This window comes from Orrella sp. 11846 (assembly GCF_048820935.1).
GTDB lineage: Bacteria > Pseudomonadota > Gammaproteobacteria > Burkholderiales > Burkholderiaceae_B > Algicoccus.
In genome coordinates, this window is record NZ_JBMERD010000019.1 from 1 (window position 1) to 17317 (window position 17317).

Annotated in this window: 18 protein-coding genes and 2 pseudogenes; 11 read left to right on the forward strand and 9 right to left on the reverse strand. The window is 45.2% G+C overall.

The annotated features are described in order from the left end of the window. Window positions 1-577 precede the first annotated feature (577 nt). From ACOI06_RS12905 to ACOI06_RS12915, 3 genes are all read left to right on the forward strand, one after another. Window positions 578-1303 (forward strand): hypothetical protein, encoded by a 726-nt coding sequence (locus ACOI06_RS12905; RefSeq protein WP_420663006.1) that lies wholly within the window; start codon window positions 578-580, stop codon window positions 1301-1303. After that, on the forward strand, window positions 1300-2388 hold the full coding sequence (locus ACOI06_RS12910; protein WP_420663007.1) for a hypothetical protein: 1089 nt from the start codon (window positions 1300-1302) through the stop codon (window positions 2386-2388). The genes ACOI06_RS12905 and ACOI06_RS12910 overlap by 4 nt, the downstream gene beginning before the upstream one ends. A gap of 91 nt (window positions 2389-2479) precedes the next feature. After that, window positions 2480-3559, forward strand: a complete 1080-nt coding sequence (locus ACOI06_RS12915; RefSeq protein WP_420663008.1) for a hypothetical protein — start codon at window positions 2480-2482, stop codon at window positions 3557-3559. A gap of 6 nt (window positions 3560-3565) precedes the next feature. Here the strand turns inward: ACOI06_RS12915 and ACOI06_RS12920 are convergent, their stop codons facing one another. Continuing rightward, a complete protein-coding gene (locus ACOI06_RS12920) occupies window positions 3566-4171 on the reverse strand; it encodes a hypothetical protein (RefSeq protein ID WP_420663009.1) in 606 nt (201 codons plus the stop codon). Window positions 4172-4589: 418 nt separating this feature from the next. Here ACOI06_RS12920 and ACOI06_RS12925 point away from each other — a divergent pair, with 418 nt between their 5' ends. The 3 genes from ACOI06_RS12925 to ACOI06_RS12935 all read left to right on the forward strand — a co-directional run bounded on the left by ACOI06_RS12925 (window position 4590) and on the right by ACOI06_RS12935 (window position 5523). Then, window positions 4590-4826 (forward strand): ParD-like family protein, encoded by a 237-nt coding sequence (locus ACOI06_RS12925; RefSeq protein WP_420663010.1) that lies wholly within the window; start codon window positions 4590-4592, stop codon window positions 4824-4826. Next, window positions 4823-5101, forward strand: coding sequence for a type II toxin-antitoxin system RelE/ParE family toxin (locus ACOI06_RS12930; protein WP_420663011.1), 279 nt, complete (start codon window positions 4823-4825; stop codon window positions 5099-5101). Before ACOI06_RS12925 ends, ACOI06_RS12930 begins: the two co-directional genes overlap by 4 nt. A 125-nt stretch (window positions 5102-5226) precedes the next feature. Beyond that, window positions 5227-5523: a hypothetical protein gene (locus ACOI06_RS12935; protein ID WP_420663012.1), complete on the forward strand. Its 297-nt coding sequence runs from the start codon at window positions 5227-5229 to the stop codon at window positions 5521-5523. Window positions 5524-5733: 210 nt separating this feature from the next. Here the strand turns inward: ACOI06_RS12935 and ACOI06_RS12940 are convergent. Continuing rightward, window positions 5734-6705: pseudogene (locus ACOI06_RS12940) on the reverse strand (IS5 family transposase). A gap of 804 nt (window positions 6706-7509) precedes the next feature. Further along, complete coding sequence (locus ACOI06_RS12945) at window positions 7510-7692, reverse strand: hypothetical protein (protein ID WP_420663013.1); 183 nt, start codon at window positions 7690-7692, stop codon at window positions 7510-7512. Here ACOI06_RS12945 and ACOI06_RS12950 point away from each other — a divergent pair. Next, window positions 7691-9499 (forward strand): AAA family ATPase, encoded by a 1809-nt coding sequence (locus ACOI06_RS12950; protein WP_420663014.1) that lies wholly within the window; start codon window positions 7691-7693, stop codon window positions 9497-9499. The genes ACOI06_RS12945 and ACOI06_RS12950 overlap by 2 nt on opposite strands. 111 nt (window positions 9500-9610) lie before the next feature. Then, the gene (locus tag ACOI06_RS12955) at window positions 9611-10165 is read left to right on the forward strand and encodes a hypothetical protein (protein ID WP_420663015.1); all 555 of its coding nucleotides are present in this window, start codon (window positions 9611-9613) and stop codon (window positions 10163-10165) included. 56 nt (window positions 10166-10221) lie between these two features. On the opposite strand, the gene ACOI06_RS12960 is transcribed toward ACOI06_RS12955, so the two are convergent. Together ACOI06_RS12960 and ACOI06_RS12965 are read right to left on the reverse strand one after the other, a co-directional pair. Continuing rightward, a complete protein-coding gene (locus ACOI06_RS12960; protein WP_420663016.1) occupies window positions 10222-11469 on the reverse strand; it encodes a type II toxin-antitoxin system HipA family toxin in 1248 nt (415 codons plus the stop codon). Between the two features lie 44 nt (window positions 11470-11513). Beyond that, the gene (locus ACOI06_RS12965) at window positions 11514-11702 is read right to left on the reverse strand and encodes a hypothetical protein (protein WP_420663017.1); all 189 of its coding nucleotides are present in this window, start codon (window positions 11700-11702) and stop codon (window positions 11514-11516) included. Between the two features lie 90 nt (window positions 11703-11792). On the opposite strand from ACOI06_RS12965, the gene ACOI06_RS12970 reads away from it, so the two are divergent. Next, window positions 11793-11888: a TA system antitoxin ParD family protein gene (locus ACOI06_RS12970; RefSeq protein ID WP_420663049.1), complete on the forward strand. Its 96-nt coding sequence runs from the start codon at window positions 11793-11795 to the stop codon at window positions 11886-11888. A gap of 427 nt (window positions 11889-12315) precedes the next feature. Here ACOI06_RS12970 and ACOI06_RS12975 read toward each other — a convergent pair whose 3' ends face one another. Further along, the gene (locus ACOI06_RS12975) at window positions 12316-12447 is read right to left on the reverse strand and encodes a hypothetical protein (RefSeq protein WP_420663018.1); all 132 of its coding nucleotides are present in this window, start codon (window positions 12445-12447) and stop codon (window positions 12316-12318) included. Between the two features lie 115 nt (window positions 12448-12562). Here ACOI06_RS12975 and ACOI06_RS12980 point away from each other — a divergent pair. Beyond that, a pseudogene (locus ACOI06_RS12980) lies at window positions 12563-13099 on the forward strand (cytochrome b/b6 domain-containing protein); the annotation flags it as partial. 266 nt (window positions 13100-13365) lie between these two features. Here ACOI06_RS12980 and ACOI06_RS12985 read toward each other — a convergent pair. Together ACOI06_RS12985 and purB are read right to left on the reverse strand one after the other, a co-directional pair. Further along, window positions 13366-13815 (reverse strand): c-type cytochrome, encoded by a 450-nt coding sequence (locus ACOI06_RS12985; protein ID WP_420663019.1) that lies wholly within the window; start codon window positions 13813-13815, stop codon window positions 13366-13368. A gap of 150 nt (window positions 13816-13965) precedes the next feature. Beyond that, window positions 13966-15342 carry an adenylosuccinate lyase gene (gene purB / locus ACOI06_RS12990; RefSeq protein WP_420663020.1) on the reverse strand — a complete coding sequence of 459 codons (1377 nt, stop codon included), beginning with the start codon at window positions 15340-15342 and terminating at the stop codon, window positions 13966-13968. Between the two features lie 234 nt (window positions 15343-15576). On the opposite strand from purB, the gene ACOI06_RS12995 reads away from it, so the two are divergent. Beyond that, the gene (locus ACOI06_RS12995) at window positions 15577-16200 is read left to right on the forward strand and encodes a glutathione S-transferase family protein (protein WP_420663021.1); all 624 of its coding nucleotides are present in this window, start codon (window positions 15577-15579) and stop codon (window positions 16198-16200) included. Window positions 16201-16309: 109 nt separating this feature from the next. Here the strand turns inward: ACOI06_RS12995 and ACOI06_RS13000 are convergent, their stop codons facing one another. Then, entirely contained in the window at window positions 16310-17311 is a 1002-nt protein-coding gene (locus tag ACOI06_RS13000; protein ID WP_420663022.1) for a Bug family tripartite tricarboxylate transporter substrate binding protein, read from the reverse strand. Window positions 17312-17317 lie beyond the last annotated feature (6 nt).

The following is a 17317-nucleotide window of genomic DNA, read 5'->3' on the forward strand; positions in this document are numbered from 1 at the left end:
GCACGGGAATTGTTGTTCATGATAGCAATGGCATATTTCTGGAAATTGAAGACCCGCCTTTGACAATAAGAACCTAACGCCAAGGTCAATCTTCCGTATTGGTTGTACATGCACAGCAGGTTGGCTTCACAGACTCTTCGTACCGAGTTATCACTATATATTTCGATTTCTTGAATTTTATATAAGAAACCCTTTGTGTCACAGAGTATTTAACGGCACAATGCTGGATTGATATCTCACGACCCTTAATAGACCGAAATCATGTGCGCGCATTTGCTATATGCTATCGGTGGTTACAAGGAATGCTGAGAGAGTTTTGTGATCAACCACAATCATTTCCTATTACGCAGCTGTAGCTCTGGAAAGTTGCTCACTACAAAAGTCAGCTTACTTAAAGTGGCACTAAGAATATGCAGGACATTCTGATCAAAGAATTTGTCCGAAACCAGTGAAACACACAAGGTAGTGGAAGTGTTCTCTTGGCGAATCGTAAATTTTCGAGCTTATTCTAAAATTTTTGAATGAACATTTGATTTTTCGCTAGTTATGTTTTTTGGGCGAACTGAGGAGTGTATTCGTGCGTACAAAAACCTTCAAAGGTTACTCGTTTTTACTGACTGCAATTCTTGCTTTTTTTTCTGTAGCTGCAATGTCACAGGTACTTTCAAAAGGCGAGCTCAAAGGAAGTTTTAATGAACAATACAACCGTGATGTGAAGGTGAGTGGATCTGTCATAGTGGGTGTTTCTTACGACGCCCATTTCGATGGTAAATCTTTAGCATCCTTAATTGTATTCCCCAAGCCAGAACATGAAACAGTTTGTCTATCCGTCGAGTCGAATGATGGGTCTTACACTTCACGCAATGAATTCAAACTCCCTCAAAGTCTGGATTCAGGCTCTCCGGTCTTACTGCCATATGGATACTCACAACATTTAGAGGAGCTTGCGAGGGAGTATACGGACCCAAACCTTGCATTAAAGGCAACCCCCCACTCCTGTGATGAAGCCAGCAATACTGAAGTCGTGTTGCCCTTACATACAGACCATGAACTGAATACAAATATTTTACGTGTGTACGTCAATACCTTAAACGCAACGGATGTTTTTATTAGTACAGGTAACGTGCATGGAAGTTGCCAACCTATCGAAAAACAACGTACTAATTTTGATCATGTTTGCAGCATTGCACTCCCGAGCAATCCTGCGTCTGACAAGACCTCTGTAATTGTGGAGCGTGAGCGTTTTGGACGTGAACTTCCAGTGACTGAGGTTGTTGTTGTGAGGGGAGCAAGCTTTCCATGAACGCACCCCACAAAAACAGAACGACTCGGCGAACGGTTCTGTTATTAGTTGGCCTTCTTTTCTTGGGATGCCTTTTATTTGCATTATGGTTGGTGTTTCGCCCTGTTGCCTGGCAACTCACACTTTTGGCAAAAACAGAAGTAACACACCTGGACTTAAGAGTTTCCCAAAAATGGCTACTGGATGACGCTGTCATATGTATGAGGATGCGCCAGGCGGCCGGAGTTGGTGCCACTGACACAGAAACCAACCTATGGGTTCAGAATGATAAGGCTTGCGAAGGTCGTCATTGGGCAAGGTTAAACACCGGCGTGCCGGAAGACGGACAAGCCACTGCAATTCATTTGTTTGCCACGTCAAACTCGCCACTGACAGTACATCTAGAAACCACCAGAGCAGGTGAGCTGCTTATGACGGTTCGTCATTCTGCTTCCGATCAGATCTTGGGAGAAGTATTCGACAAGGAAACTGGTAAGGTTTTGGCAGTGTTGAATAAAGATGTGAACATTACCTGGCCTGCAATATCAGTTGAGGAATTGAGTTCTCGTGATGAATTGGGTGTGATTGTATTGCCATTTTCTGGGTCTCTTATGGTGGGACAAGATATCTCGTGGGGCACACAACATATGCTGCTTTCTGGAGAAATCGCTGTGTATTCAGCGTCTGAAGACCACCTAACTGGTAGAACAGTCGCTGAGCACTCGGTTCTCATGCTGGGTGATCGCGTCAATTTTGAAGCACCAGACACACATTCTGTAATACCAAAAGGGTTTCTACGGATTGATCGACTGGATAGTCGTTTTCAAGAAAGCTATCTCATGGAAGTTGTTGCACATGCACCTGCTGAACAAGTAGTCATCCAACGTTTTGGTGGTGGTGATTACAAATTTGAGGCTGGTTGGTGGGTACGTTTAAAGCACCAGAGCAGTTTAGTCATAGTTTTACTGATACTGACAGGGTTACTTTCCATTATGAGTTCTTTGGTCAGCGTCATACCAGCTTGCAGACAGTTTTTTTCATGGTGTAGGTTACGATTCAAAAAAACGAATTGTGGCTCAGACACATACACCGAGAAGATTCGTTGATGCGACGCAGCAGTTTATGCGGTCTTGAAAACCGCTTCTACTTTTATTGTTAAACGTAATTTTTGAGTTTTATGCTTTAGGCAGAATGTTCATGCGCTCTATCGTTTTTGTTCTGATGCTAATGATCGGCTATATTTCCAATGGTTTCGCTGCACAAGTGGTTGTTTTATCAAATGACACTCCACCTAGGGAGATTGGCCAAGGTTTTTTGACAGCATACGGGAATCAATGTTTGCTGATTATGCCAACGCACGTTGCTCAAGAAGGTGGCGTCAATTTCAGACGTGAAGGACGTGTGTCCATTTTTGGTTCAGTAAGCAATGGCCATGATCTTGGTGACGATGTTAGCTTGTTCAGCGTGCGTGGTGTAAACATCGGCCAGTGCGGTTCATCAATGTCAATTTTGCCGCGAGCGGTCGATAACAAACTGCGGAATGCTCGTGCTGTCCAAACTCGCTTTATCAACGGTGACGGCACTATTGGTCAAATGGCTGTGGTGGTTGTAGACAATGATCAGGCGGAATATCTACGGATTAAACCACTGATTGAAGGCGAACAAATTTTTAAAGGCCTAAGTGGCAGTTTGCTGACTGTTGAAGGTGATGCAATCGGTATGTTGTTGTCAGTGCACGCACGATCAGGTGTTGGAACCGTCATCCGACAAGATACTTTATTGAAAAAAGCAGAGCAATTTTTGCGGCAAATAGGCAATGTTGTAAAAGAAAATGAGGACGTAGATCAGCAACAGTCTTCCTTGAAACTTATCGCATGGGATTCCCTGCCGATTAAATCGACTACATCTGACAGCGAATCGAAAGATCTTAGTACGTCAACAATGCGTTTTGCATATGCAGGAAAACCGGTCAGTCTGGATTACGAATTGCTCACAAAGGGCAACGCTCTGTCAGGTATTCGAATTGATGCACGTGGTATTCCTGAAGAAGAACGACCCAAAATACTGGAACTGATGGCATCATCAAATGCAACCTCACCATCGTGGAACTCCGTAAAAACACAGAGACTAGAGTTTGTAGATGGCGTTGCAACAATGATGATCGCCCCACGACGTGCGAAGCTTTTGCGTCTTAAATTGAGTCACGCCACGACATCAGGAGCCACCTCTACTCCTGATGTTTATTTAGGGGTCAATGATATTCAGACTCTGCCTTAAAATCTTTTAAAAAAGTTGCACGCTGACCAAGGCGTTTATATCATTACTAGTGTTTAAGAACGTTCCCTGCAAAAGATTATCATCAAGAAGATGGAGATCTATTTTATTTTGTCCATAGCTGCCATAAAGCTGCACTTGAAGATTTCTTATCTGTCCATCGAATTTAAAACCACTAGTCTTAAAGGTTCCTGCACCATTATCCTTATCGTAAAGATACAAAACGAATGAGCCCCCTTCTTTCTCAATAAAAGCTCGAGTCCTCTCCTGTGCCTTACTAGGCGCTTTAGGGTTAACCGAAATTTGAAAGTGCAGTTGCTCCATGCCCATAATCTGCGCTTGCAAAGCCCGCGAACGCAAAATATTATCTGTGCTGTTAATACCGGTTTGTATTGCCATCATGCGCAGAGGTGGGTTTGGGAGCTTGAGCATCTCCTCAAACAAGGCAAGTCTAACGCTTTGATCTGGGTCTTCAAGTGCGACCTTATATTCATTAAATTCACGCGCTTCACTACGTGCACGCTCAATGGTCTCGGCGGCACTTTGTGCCCATGTTTGACTAGTGGCAATCATCAGGCCAAAGATTGCTGTACTCAGCAAATATTTTTTTTGCATTGCTTTTTCCTGTTTTAGAAGATTGAGTTGTGCACACCTCAAGGTTGACACATATGTCTGCTCGGTAAGGTTCCAAAACAACTTTACAATGTAACGAAACGCGTAATGGTATTCATCATTGAAGTCGATTAAGAACCGGATCCAAGATTAACGCATATTTAGGGTAGGATGACAGGTCTGCTGATCTACGAGCATTGTTTGAGAAAATGAAACGTCGTGTTTCGATGTGATTATGAAACAACAAATTTCAAATTAATTCATATCCCAGATCGGCGTTTACACATTATCAAATAGCCATTCTTTCTGATTGGTGCACGCAAGCATCCAAGACTCGCACACCGTCGTAGGCTCACTACAGGCAACTACCACTTTTGTGGTAAATTTAGAATTAAATAGACATGTTTGTATGGAGGTGTGCATGAATACGACAACGTCAATTCGAATCGCTCAAGATTTATATGACCAAGCACGAAGTGAAGCAATTGTGGAACACCGCACGATCGCGGGACAGGTTGAGTATTGGGCGAAAGTTGGTCGAGCTGCACTCGATAATCCAGACCTACCTGTCAGTTTCATTGCGGAGTCTCTGGCATCTCTATCAGAATCTAAAGATGAAACAACGGAATTCGTACCTCGTACGATCCATCGATCATGAGGTATGGCGTAAAGCAGACACGACGTTTTGCACGCGTCCACAAAAAACTTCATAACAATACGGCCATAAACGTAGACATTGCGGTTGAAGCTGTCGCACTCAATCCAATGATTGGAGAACGCAAGAAAGGTGATCTAGCACAGCTTTACGTTTATAAGCTCCGCAGCCAGGGACAACTATACCTATTGGGATACACAATCGATGAAGGCATACGTTTGGTCTACCTCGAAGCGCTGGGTGTTCACGAAAACTTTTACCGCGACCTCAATGATTGAGCATTATTATTTGATCCAACTTGCCAATGGGTGCACCAAACAAATTTTCACAAAATTCAGATTTAAGTGGCAAAATTAGTGGCACTTTTGAAATTGAAGAGAATTGGCGAATTTAAATTGAAAACATGAAAAGCCCAAAGTCGGTTGCGCTTGAGTTTATTGAGGCGCACAAGTCTCAGATTGATGTCATTTCAAGCGGTGTGGTACCTATTGCCGCCCAGCTTAAAGCGCTCGGCGTAGATCCTGTTGATGAGTCTATCCGAAGAATCATTGATCGATACGAAGAGGAAATGCAAGGCGAGTTTGCTTTGCTAGTCTCCGAGAATGACAAGTTCATGCACACAGCAGATCCTTATGGCCAGACGTACATGATGACCATCCGCCCTTTTCTAAAAGCTATGCAATCCAAGGGATTCTGTTGACATCAGAGTAGAAACGTCATTATTTGACAATGTTAAACGCTGGTCAGATGCTTAAGGAACCTCTGATCAATTGAGATTTGGAGGTGCGAACGGTCGATTTTATCTATTTCTCATGATTTCTTGATTTTTACGATGAAATTGACCAGATTTTTGCCAATGTTAGGGTCTTCATCACCCCAATTTGGGGTGATGCGCCCATTTTGGGCGCAATTATCCTGTCAACCTCATTAATTTGTTTCGTACCATCCACAAATTGTTTAGCGCAAACAGTGTGAGTACCTGAGCGGTATTTTTGGCCAGACCTTTGTACCTGACTTTGGTAAATCCAAATTGACGCTTGATCACCCGAAATGGATGCTCAACTTTGGCGCGAACCGACGCCTTCAAAGTTTCGATGCGAGCGACAGTGTTTTGAATTCGTTTGCCCTTGATCGATTTTTGTTGACTGGGTTTCATTGCAATGTGCCAGGTCACATCCACATCTTGAAGCTCTTCACGTTTTTCTACGCCGGTGTAGCCTGCATCACCAAACACAACCGTTTCCTCACCGTGTAATAGCGCACGGGTTTGAGTGATATCGTGTTCATTGGCAGATGTTGTTGTGACCGTGTGTACCAAGCCAGACTCTGCATCAACACCAATATGAGCTTTCATGCCAAAGTGCCAGTTGTTCCCCTTTTTAGTTTGACGCATCTCAGGGTCTCGCTTTCCAGACTTATTTTTGGTCGAGCTCGGTGCAGCAATGATCGTGGCATCCACGATCGTCCCTTCCTTAAGCAACAAACCGTTCTCATCCAGCACTGCATTGATTTCCGCCAAAATACGAACTGCAAGATTGTGACGCTCAAGTAATCTTCGGAAGTTCAAGATTGTGGTTTCATCAGGCATGCGACTTTCTGACAGCGATAGGCCAGAAAATTGACGCATCGAGTGACTGTCATACAGGGCCTCTTCCATGGCAGGATCACTCAACGCAAACCATTGCTGCATGAAATGGACTCGCAGCATGGTTTGCAGAAGATATGGTGGTCTGCCATTCGTTCCTTTTGGATATACAGGCTCAATCAGAGCAAGCAATCAACCCCAGGGAATTACTCGATCCATCTCACTGAGAAACTTTTCACGGCGTGTTTGCTTGCGCTTGACCCCGTACTCCAGATCAGAAAAGGTCATTTGTGTCATGGCAGAAAGTCATAAAAACTGAGTATGAGAGTCAGACAATTGAAAGTGATTTGGGTTCCAAGAATTCTGGGACTTTTTCAGAGTTTCCTTAAATTGCTTTGCACCACAGCTCAAGAAACCTCTGGACACAAACAATCCATGCGAAAACAACCAACTCATTAATAAAAAGAATTAACAAATCAACTATTAAAAAATCAATTCACCCACAGATTGAATTGAATAACGAATGAAACTAGCAACCAAAACTCAAATCAATTTTTTTACATTTGCAGAAAAATTAATTTAAATGTCTCAAAATAACATCAATATGGAAATTTCATCTTGATATTAAAAATGTTATTTGCTATCCTGAACGAACATTCATAAAAAACCAACAAAGGCAGGACATGAAACATCTCCCCCAACAGCGTCTGAGCACAATATCAACGACCATAGCGTCGCGTGATACTGTGCGCCTGTGCGGGAGCTTGCCAGCCTAATCTGTGATAACTGTTGGTCTGCCATGAACCCCGCCAATAAACCGAGCGGGGTTTTTTTATGACTCCGTGCATTGAAAGATTCTAGGAGTCTAATATGTATTACCCCCTCCTCCAATTTACTCACTGATTTCAAAGATCAGTGCGGTTAATTAAATACCGCTTTATTAATTTCATTCTAATGATTTTTAATCGGAGACCATTATGTCCGAGGGATCTGCTCGTCTGAATGTTTTAGGCACACTATTTTTTGATTCATATACACAGGCATTTTCAGGTGCATTTAAACGTGTGAAACATCACCACCTGATAAAGATCCAGATCGCTTTTAAGTCGATACGTTTTCCGAATGAAATACGCCATGCCACTGGATTTTGTTTACGTAAAACATGGCTGTGATGGCTGAAATGAATAAGGCCCACGCGCGCACTACCTGTCGTGTGGAGCCATCAAAGACAAACGCAGGTTCAGCAAGTACCAACTGAACTGCGTCGATAGGAATTGATGACATGTTAAATCATGATGATCTGATGAAAAAGCTGCAAGCTGATGAGCTTGTGAAAGATTCTGTGCCTGCTTGGCAGCGCAATTTTTTTAATGACCCAAGTGATGAAGAACTCAAAAAATTACCGTTAGAAACCTTTTTTGGTGACTTTTTTCTAGCATTGATTTATTCGAGTGAGAGCGTGCTGCCTGAGAGCTGGGCACAAACGAAAGAATGTCTAAAACAAGTGAGCGATCCTGCTCAACCGTTAGATGTGCGCGCAAAGGCAGCTCTTTCAATCGGTGAGTTCGTTCAATCAACGGTCTTTAACAGCAACGTTCGGGGACGAAGCTCACCTCAAATTTGGTTCAAATACGCCCAAGTACTTGGCAACCCATCAGGTGCGATGGCTTTGGCGGATTATGTACTTAAACAGAATGATGTGTTGATTGAGATGAATTTGGAATCCAATCCGATCCCACAGCTTGAAAGTACCCGTGAAGCTCAGAATGATCGATTTTTTCTGCCACAAGAACTTCCGGAGATCTGGCTTAGTGTGATTCGAATGACCTCAACAGCAAAACCAACTGAGTTTAAATACTGGGGAACACTTGATTTCAACAACGTCCTTAAAGCAATCGCCAATTATTTGAGTTTAATCGTCACGCGCCCTTCTAAAGAACCGAATGCAGATATCAATGCATTTGAAGCGAAGCAGTGGTTAAAGCGACAACAAGACCTAAGCTGGATTGAACCCATCTGGAATCAGGTACTAGAGGCTATGGCGAGCTGCAAACCCATGCAATCAGAGGCTCGGCTATATCGAGAGCAGCAGTGCATTGTGATTGCTCGTTTAAAGCACATGGCCACTTATCAAGGACCGTCAAGTACCGACATGAATGCTAGTCGTTTGGAAGCAAAGGAAATTCTGAATGCTTCATCTGCTCAAGCGGATACCTTGATTGTGCTGAAAGGACCGTTGATGAAGAGCAACGACCGAGATGAGAATCGCATTCTTGATCAGTATCAGAAGTTGCGCAAACCTCTACCATTCAAGACTTTGCCAAATTTAGATCAGATCGTAGCGATCAGGACTCAGTTGCAAGCCCAATTTCCATGGGCGACTGAAGCGATCGATACGATTATGAATGAATTTCTAGCCAGAAAGCGCTTTGGTGTGCAACGACTGGGCATGGCTCCGATCTTGTTGGCAGGGCCACCGGGAACGGGTAAGACACGGTTCTCTCAAAAACTGGCTGAATTGTTGGGTACTCCAGGATTGTTACTCAACCTCGCGGGGATGTCTGATGTCAAAACCCTTAAAGGCGTGACACGTGGGTGGTCAAGTGCACGGCCATCGAGAATTGTGGAGTTTATGTTGCAGACACAAACGCCAAACCCAATGGTGTTGTTGGATGAGGTCGACAAAACCAATCAGTACGGCACCAATGGCGGCAATCCTCAGGATGCATTACTTGATCTCTTGGAGCCAGGTAATGCGAAGCAGTATCAGGACATTTACTTGATGGCACCCTGTGACTTGTCACACTGTCTGTATATCCTGACTTGCAACTCGCTTGATCCTATTTCCGAGCCACTTAAAACTCGGTTACGACCGGTGAGTTTTCCGCCACCTAGGCCAGAAGATGCACCCGTCATTATCGAAGGCATTGTGCAAGATCTGGAAATTGCCTGGAACTTGCCACAAGGTGCTATCAGCTTGAGCTATGCCCAAAAACAGAAGCTGGCTGGACTGTCACCTAGAGAGATGCGTTTTGCGATTCTGGACATGTTGGGTAGCGACACAGAATCCATGGCGCAGCGCTTGCATTAATCGGTCTAGACCAACACACAAGGTTCGGATTTTTGGCTGTGATTCCAAAGATCCGAGCCCAACAGATTGAACAAACACTCATTGATTGAATTGATTAAAAAGGGAAAAAATATGAAATCAGTTTTTCTAGTCTCTGACACTCACTTTTCTCACGCAGGTGTCTGCCGTTTCCTGCGTGATGACAATACCAAACTGCGGCCTTGGGATGATCCTGATGAAATGGACGAATACATGATTCAGGCATGGAATGACACAGTGAAGCCTAAAGACAAGGTTTATCACTTAGGCGATGTAGTCGTGAACCGTCGCGGACTGCAAATTATGCCGCGATTAAATGGTGAAAAAATCCTCATCAAAGGTAATCACGATAATTTCCCTCTCAGGGACTACGTCGATCACTTTAAAGACATTCTGGCTTACCACTCCTTACATGGGCTACTGCTGTCCCACATTCCTGTCCATCCAGAAAGTTTGTACAGGTACGGATGTAACGTCCACGGTCACTTACACGAAAGACGGGTAATGAAGGATCTACCCGATGGTCGCCGAGTGATTGATCCACGCTATTACTCGGTTTGTGTGGAACACACAGAATACAAGCCCATCTTGCTTGAAGAAGTGCGCAAAAACATTCGTGAGCAACAAGATGAACAGCTAAACGCCTAAAGACATCGCTCCCTGCTGGTGCAGGGAGCGAATTATTTTGAGAAAATAAATTATTTTTAAGGTATTTCCAGGCGCTCAAAACAACGACGCATGGTTTCTATACCTGTCTGATCAACACCGACAGCTTTTAAAGACTCTCTCCAATTCTCGCGCACCAACGTCGCCACCTCTTTCGCCGAAGACAAACCTTCCAGATCACTCAGACCAAAAGATTCGAGTGCACTGAGCGCATTATCAAACGTCGAAATAGGCCCTTCCTGCCCGACATCCATCGCCTGATAAACACGTTGGGTTGTAGGCACAATAGGCGTCAAATCAAAGTTAGGGCTTAGCCGCAACTGCGTGGATCCCATCACCTCATCTGTATCGATAAACCCATGATTGAGATGATGATCATCGGTATTGCTAATTGCGATATTAAAAACCATACGTTTAAAAAGCTCACGTTGATCTGCTCGATACTTTTCTGACCAAAGCTTCATTTGACGAGCCAGAAGTGGGTAGGAGCCACTGTAGGTACTGACCGTCTCTTCAAGGGCACTTCGACACGAGGCATAGCGCATTTTGTGGATCGAGCGTTGATCGCCATTGTCGATCACTTCTGCATCAAAACGTTCAACCAGCAAAACAGGTTCGCCTTGCACTTCGATCAGCCTAGATGCAGCCGTTTGCAAACCACATAGTTTTGAAAGTGTGAGCATGGCGTGCTCAAGCACAGGCAAAGGTGGTTGCTGTGGTGGATCCTTTTGAGAAACAAATTTAGCAATCCATAATTTGTCATCATGCTCAATAACTACTTTGGGTTTTGCACCACCAACAGATGAGCTGGCTGCCAGCAATGCATACTTCTGGGGATCAATGGGTAAACCTTGCTCAAACCGTTTTATCGCGGTCTGAATGACCTCGAGATCTGACAGTTGGATGGTTTTTGGTGATACGGATAAGGTGTCTTGGCTGTTACTCAAAGAAAGCGCGCCTGTGCGATGTCCTTGCGCCAGTCTCAAGTAATCATATGTCTCCAAACCTGGTTGACTGGCATCCAGCAGCTGTTGTCCCCAAGCGTTCGGGCCAGCATCCAGTAAGAAACCGAAGATCCCGCCATTGGCCGATGTTTCATAAGCTTGGTCACTCAAGCCAATTGAGGGTGACAATGCCAGTGCATCATGTCTTTCCAGATAGGATGGATCGTATGTAAACCGCCCCTTTCCGACAGTTTCTGTATTCTTTACATGCTCAAAGAAACCCGCTAGAACCGGCGTGGCTTCATAACGCAGATGGATCCAAATGGCCAAGCCTTGTTTCATATGAGTCCCATATTTAATAAACTTTAGTTACACTCGGCCAGTAGTCAGTTAGCGTATCGTGAGCTTTCTTGATTTTCACGACGCAGTAACGCACCCAGTTCACCATGCTTGCAAGCATCAGCTTTCTGAAAAATCGATAGTTTGTATTCAGCCGTAAAGACCCGGCGAGTCCGCTTTTCAAGTGCCGGATCGGGTTTGACCATCGGGTCAACAACGGTGATTGGCTTTGGCATTTTTGATCTCCTGAGCGCCCTGATATATACCTTATCTCAAAATCATGTGGCTCAGGTCTATGTTGACACACAGGGTAGACGCCAATTCAAATTACTCAGAATTTGTACAACCAAGCGCATAGTGAAGCAATTATGGAGCACCGCACTATCGCAGGACAGATTGAGTATTGTGCAAAGGTTGGTTGAACCGCACTCGATAATTTGGACCTTCCCGTCAGTTTCATTGCGGAATCTCTAGTATCTCTGTCGGAATCCGAAGATGAAGCAACAAAATTTGTGCCCCGTACGATTCACCAATCATGAATTATGGTGTTCAGGACATGTTTCACAATATTCAGATTTAAGTGGCAAAATTAGTGGCACTTTTAGTGGCAAATCTGTGAACTTTTGGTTAAATTCATGGACCTTTGTGAACTTTAAGTGTTTGAAAACAAAGGAAACCGTGTATAATAATTTAACTAGCTGGCAATCATAATCCGCAGGTCCGGGGTTCGAGTCCCTGATGCGCCACCAAAGAATTCAAGCACTTACGCCACTCTTAACCGAGTGGCGTTTTGCTTTCTGATGTGTCTTGTGCCCAAAACGTGACCGCATTGACGAATTGTGCCAAATGCTACGCTTCCATGTGAGTGTACTTCTTCGCCATTTCCGATGTTTCCGCATTCTTAACATGCTCAAAGAAAGCTGCCAGAATCAGCGTGGCATCATAATGCAACCCGATCCAAGTGGCCAAGCCTTGCCTCATGCATATCCAATACTTATTAAACTTTAATTACACTCGATTTGAACTCATCTCGGTGTACTCTACATCCTTGTAACGTTACAGATTATCCCTATCACAATCGTTAATTTTTGAAACCATGAACTCCTCATCATCGCATTGCGCATTACGTGTCTGGGATTTACCCACCCGTTTATTCCATTGGTTATTCGCTGCCTGTGTCATCGGTGCACTCGTCACGATCAAGCTCGGCGATGGTCTCTGGATGGAATGGCATATGCGCTTTGGCATTTTTACGCTGGCATTGCTAGTATTCCGTCTGATTTGGGGGTTTACTGGCTCTTATTACGCCCGATTCGGCACTTTTATCAAAGGCCCATCAGCACTTCTCGCCTACCTACGTCATCGAACAGCACCTGTCGCAGGACACAACCCACTGGGTGGACTATCCGTAATTGCAATGCTCGTGGTCATTGCGATTCAAGCCGTATCTGGCCTCTTTGTTTCAGATGACATTCTATATGAAGGACCTTTCTATGCAGAGGTTAGTCAACAAACAGCGCAATTTATGCGCAGTGTGCACGCAACCAATGAAAACTTTGTCATCGCATTGATCGCCCTGCATCTCTTAGCCATTCTGATTTATACACTCACAGGCAAAGGTCTCGTGCGCGCCATGATCACAGGCAACGCCAACGCCTCTCGCTATGCCAGCGACTCACCCATGGCACGCGATGATCTGGGTCTGCGTTTATGGGGACTGATCTTGGCGTTTTGCTGTGGTGCGGGTGCCTGGTGGCTGATTGATCTGGCAGAATCAGCTGGCATGTCTTTTTAAACGCAATCCATTCATATCCGACAAACAACAACGGCACCTTCTAGGGTGCCGTTGTTGTTTGTGATGTTTGCGATCAGAACTCTCTTCTGATCAGTCTTGCACGATTACTTTTTCATGAAGCTATCGTGACAGGACTTACAGCTTGCACCAACCTTACCAAAGGCTACGCGCAGATTGTCAAAATCACCCGCTTTGGCGGCTTGCGTCAAAGGTTCCAGCGCTGACAAAAACTTCTGCTGTTCTTGCGCAAATACTTCTGCATTTGTCCAGACATCAGGCTTTGCATTGCCGCCTTCTGTACCTTTCTCAAAACCTGCCCATGGCAGTTTGGCCACGACATCAAAGATCTCAACATCTTTGAGCACAGCCTCTTTGTCATAAGGAACCTGCCCTTTGACAACAGGTGCAAGCACCCCAAAACGGGCCTTCATGACCTGCATCGCACCTTCACGATACTGGACAGCCTCTTCAGGCTTGGCAAAGCTCGGGGCAGTTTGTGCACTGACTGTGCCAGCTACCATCAACGCTGCAATCGAAACCGCTGTTTTCAACATAAAACCTCCGGGGAGATAATTCAAACACACGTTCAAAACTGTTTGTGACGCATGAATTACGCCACAAACAGAACTAACTATATATTAGTGCATACGTGAATCATTTCGAGATTGTGAGGCCGTTCTTTTCACAATCGATCACACGCTTGATTACAACTTTTTGGCCAACTTCACTGACAACCCAAGGTAGGATCGCGGTGTCATGGCTAAAAGACGATCACGTTCGGCTTCAGGCAATCCCAGCCCTTGGACGAATTCCTTGAGCATCTGTTCAGTAATCGCACGACCACGGGTCAAAGCCTTCAGTTGCTCATAAGGCTGTGCATGGCCATAACGTCGCATTACAGTTTGAATAGGCTCAGCCAGAATCTCCCAGCATGCATCCAAATCCGCATCAATAACTTCTGCACTCACTTCCAACTTATCAAGTCCACGTGCACAAGCATCATAAGACACCATGCAGTAACCCAATGCCACACCCAAGTTACGCAGGACAGTCGAATCGGATAGATCACGCTGCCAACGTGAAATTGGAAGCTTCTCAGATAAATGACGTAAGACCGCATTAGCCAAACCTAAGTTACCTTCGGAGTTTTCAAAGTCAATCGGATTGACTTTGTGCGGCATGGTGGAAGAACCCACCTCACCTTCTTTAAGCTTTTGTTTAAAGTAGCCTAAAGAGATATAGGCCCACATGTCCTTGTTTAAATCCAGCAACACCGTGTTGGCACGCGCAATCGCGTCAAACAATCGAGCCATCCAGTCATGGGGCTCAATTTGAATCGTATGGGTGTTTTGTTTTAAACCCAGCTGATTTAAGACACCAGCGCTAAACGCTTCCCAATCCAGCTCAGGATAAGCACTCAAATGCGCACTGTAGTTCCCTGTCGCACCGTTGAGTTTGGCCAGAGGGGTAACGGCTTGAATATCCTTGATGCAATCTGCCAAGCGATACGCAAAGTTTGCAAACTCTTTACCCAGGGTGGTTGGTGAAGCCGGTTGACCGTGCGTTCTGGACAGCATGGGCTGCTCGGCATGCGCCAGCGCGAGTTGACGCAAGCGCTCGAGCAAGCCTTCTAAGACAGGCACCAGCACGTTCGCACGGGCTCGACCAAGCATCAGTGCATGTGAAGTGTTGTTAATATCTTCGGATGTACAGGCAAAGTGGATAAATTCCGCAGCCTTAGACAACTCAGGATCATCTTCAACTTGCTCTTTCAACCAATATTCCACGGCTTTAACGTCATGGTTGGTTGTACGTTCAATCGCTTTAATCCGTGCCGCATCCGCTTCACTGAAGTTGGTCACCAAAGCTTGCAAACGAGCTTGCGCTTCGGGTGAAAAAGCAGCCACTTCAGACAAACCAGCCTGAGACAAAGCCAGTAACCACGCAACTTCTACCTCGACGCGATGGGCCATAAAGGCGGCTTCCGATAAATAAGCCCGTAGATCCTGACAACGGCCTGCATAACGACCGTCCAAAGGAGACAAGGCATTCAACACACTAAGTTCAGATGAAAGTTGCATGAATATTTGTAAAAATACGACAGTTTTAACAAACTAGAGTTTAGCATTATGACAATGAAGGCGTACCATGTTGTCAAAGGACTAAACTGCACCCATTGTGATTGTCGCCTTGATTGCGTATTTTCACAATAATCTGTTAACAGTGACTATCCTATTTGTCCGACCCTTTGCTTGGTTTAAAGGCTGGTCGCTTAAGGCATTTCTCCACACTCAGAGTTTGTATCGCATCGCATCATGAAACTTATTGGTTCTCTTACTAGCCCCTACGTCCGAAAAGTCCGTATTGTGTTTGCCGAGAAAAAACTCGACTACACGCTGATACTTGAAGATGTCTGGGCAGCTGACACAACGATTCAGACCCACAATCCGATCGGAAAGGTCCCCTGTTTACTGATGGAAGAAAGTGCCCTATTAGATGGTGCACTGTTTGACTCACGTGTGATTGTTGAATATCTGGACACACTGTCTCCCGTTGGTCGTTTGATTCCGCAAACTGGCCGTGATCGGGCGATCACTAAGTGTTGGGAAGCCTTGGCAGATGGATTGCTCGATGCCGCAGTGACTATCGTCAAAGAGAAACAACGTCCAGCAGAAAAAATCAGTGCCGAATGGATTGCACGTCAGGAAGGTAAGATTCATGCCATTCTGAGTGACATGAGTGAAGCCTTGGATGAGCAATCCTTTTGTACAGGTGTGAACTTCACACTCGCCGATGTGGCCGTGGGTTGCGCATTAGGCTATCTGGATCTGCGTTTTGCGGAAATTGACTGGCGTAGTCCCTACCCCAACCTGGATCGTCTCTTTCAAAAGCTCATGCAGCGCCCATCATTTGAGCAAACCTTGCCAAAGACATCATAAGAACAATCAAAAAACCATAAGCTTTACATGTTGTTGCAAGCCTCTGTCGGTGATCATATCCTTTAAAAGCACGAGCAGATATCGAATATGACCACCGATCTTAGATCGCTTACTTCAAACTGATATTGGCATCAGAAATAACTTGCTTCCAGACGGCCGTATCTTTGTCTGCTAATTTCTGAAGTTCAGCAGGCGTCGAGACGGTGACATCGATGCCTTGTTTACGTAGGTTTTCTACAAGCTCCTCGTTCTGATCCGCTTTAGACAAAGCCTGACTCATTTTTTCTACAACGTCATCTGGTGTGTCTTTCGGAGCGTAAAACGAATACCAAGTCGTATAAGAAAAGTCAGGTAGGGTCTGCGAGACCAATGGCATTTCTTTCAGAAAACCTGCTGAGCTTGGACCAGTGACGCCTAGTACTTTCAGTTGACCTTGGTCCACCAATGGTTTGAGCGTTCCAACGCTATTGACCATCGCGTGCACTTCGCCGGAAATCATGTCTTGCAATGCAGCAGCCGCGCCTTTGTAATGGATGGTTTCCGCATCAATACCCGCTGCTTTTTTAAACGCCTCCACTCCCAAATGGCCTAAACCACCAACGCCCGGTGTTGCAAAGTTCAACTCCCCTGGATGCGCTTTGGCATACGCAATAAATTCTTCAACCGTATTGACGGGCAGTTTTCCACTTACAAATAATCCATGTGGACTCGAAGTCACTTGTGCAACCGGTCGCAATTTATCATTGACGTCAAGCGGCGGATTCATCAAAAGCGGTTGTACCGTAATGTTCCCCGATGCCGCAAAGTACAGCGTATGGCCATCCGGTGCGGCATTTGCGACTGAATTCAGGGCAACGATGCCACCGCCACCGCCTTTGTTTTCTACAACCGCGTTACCACCCAACTGCTCAGCCATATACTGGCCAAACGCACGGCCTGCTAAATCAGCAGGTCCGCCTGCACCAAAAGGCACCACAATCTTAATCGGTTGCGTCGGAAAGTTTTCTGCGACCGCAGCTCCACTTAATCCAAAAAACACCAAACCCGCACCCATCAATGCCGTTGCTGTCATTGATTTGAATTGTTTTTTCGTACATGTAGGGTGACTCATTCTCGA

Bases quoted from the DNA above. Each gene is read 5' to 3' on its own strand.
- ACOI06_RS12965 (WP_420663017.1), bottom strand. From the start codon at position 11,702: ATGCCAAAGCCAATCACCGTTGTTGACCCGATGGTCAAACCCGATCCG.
- ACOI06_RS12945 (WP_420663013.1), bottom strand. From the start codon at position 7,692: ATGTCATCAATTCCTATCGACGCAGTTCAGTTGGTACTTGCTGAACCT.
- ACOI06_RS12925 (WP_420663010.1), top strand. From the start codon at position 4,590: ATGAATACGACAACGTCAATTCGAATCGCTCAAGATTTATATGACCAA.
- ACOI06_RS12960 (WP_420663016.1), bottom strand. From the start codon at position 11,469: ATGAAACAAGGCTTGGCCATTTGGATCCATCTGCGTTATGAAGCCACG.
- ACOI06_RS12930 (WP_420663011.1), top strand. From the start codon at position 4,823: ATGAGGTATGGCGTAAAGCAGACACGACGTTTTGCACGCGTCCACAAA.
- ACOI06_RS12910 (WP_420663007.1), top strand. From the start codon at position 1,300: ATGAACGCACCCCACAAAAACAGAACGACTCGGCGAACGGTTCTGTTA.
- ACOI06_RS12935 (WP_420663012.1), top strand. From the start codon at position 5,227: ATGAAAAGCCCAAAGTCGGTTGCGCTTGAGTTTATTGAGGCGCACAAG.
- ACOI06_RS12920 (WP_420663009.1), bottom strand. From the start codon at position 4,171: ATGCAAAAAAAATATTTGCTGAGTACAGCAATCTTTGGCCTGATGATT.
- ACOI06_RS12915 (WP_420663008.1), top strand. From the start codon at position 2,480: ATGCGCTCTATCGTTTTTGTTCTGATGCTAATGATCGGCTATATTTCC.
- ACOI06_RS12955 (WP_420663015.1), top strand. From the start codon at position 9,611: ATGAAATCAGTTTTTCTAGTCTCTGACACTCACTTTTCTCACGCAGGT.
- ACOI06_RS12975 (WP_420663018.1), bottom strand. From the start codon at position 12,447: ATGAGGCAAGGCTTGGCCACTTGGATCGGGTTGCATTATGATGCCACG.
- ACOI06_RS12985 (WP_420663019.1), bottom strand. From the start codon at position 13,815: ATGTTGAAAACAGCGGTTTCGATTGCAGCGTTGATGGTAGCTGGCACA.
- ACOI06_RS12950 (WP_420663014.1), top strand. From the start codon at position 7,691: ATGTTAAATCATGATGATCTGATGAAAAAGCTGCAAGCTGATGAGCTT.
- ACOI06_RS13000 (WP_420663022.1), bottom strand. From the start codon at position 17,311: ATGAGTCACCCTACATGTACGAAAAAACAATTCAAATCAATGACAGCA.
- ACOI06_RS12995 (WP_420663021.1), top strand. From the start codon at position 15,577: ATGAAACTTATTGGTTCTCTTACTAGCCCCTACGTCCGAAAAGTCCGT.
- purB (WP_420663020.1), bottom strand. From the start codon at position 15,342: ATGCAACTTTCATCTGAACTTAGTGTGTTGAATGCCTTGTCTCCTTTG.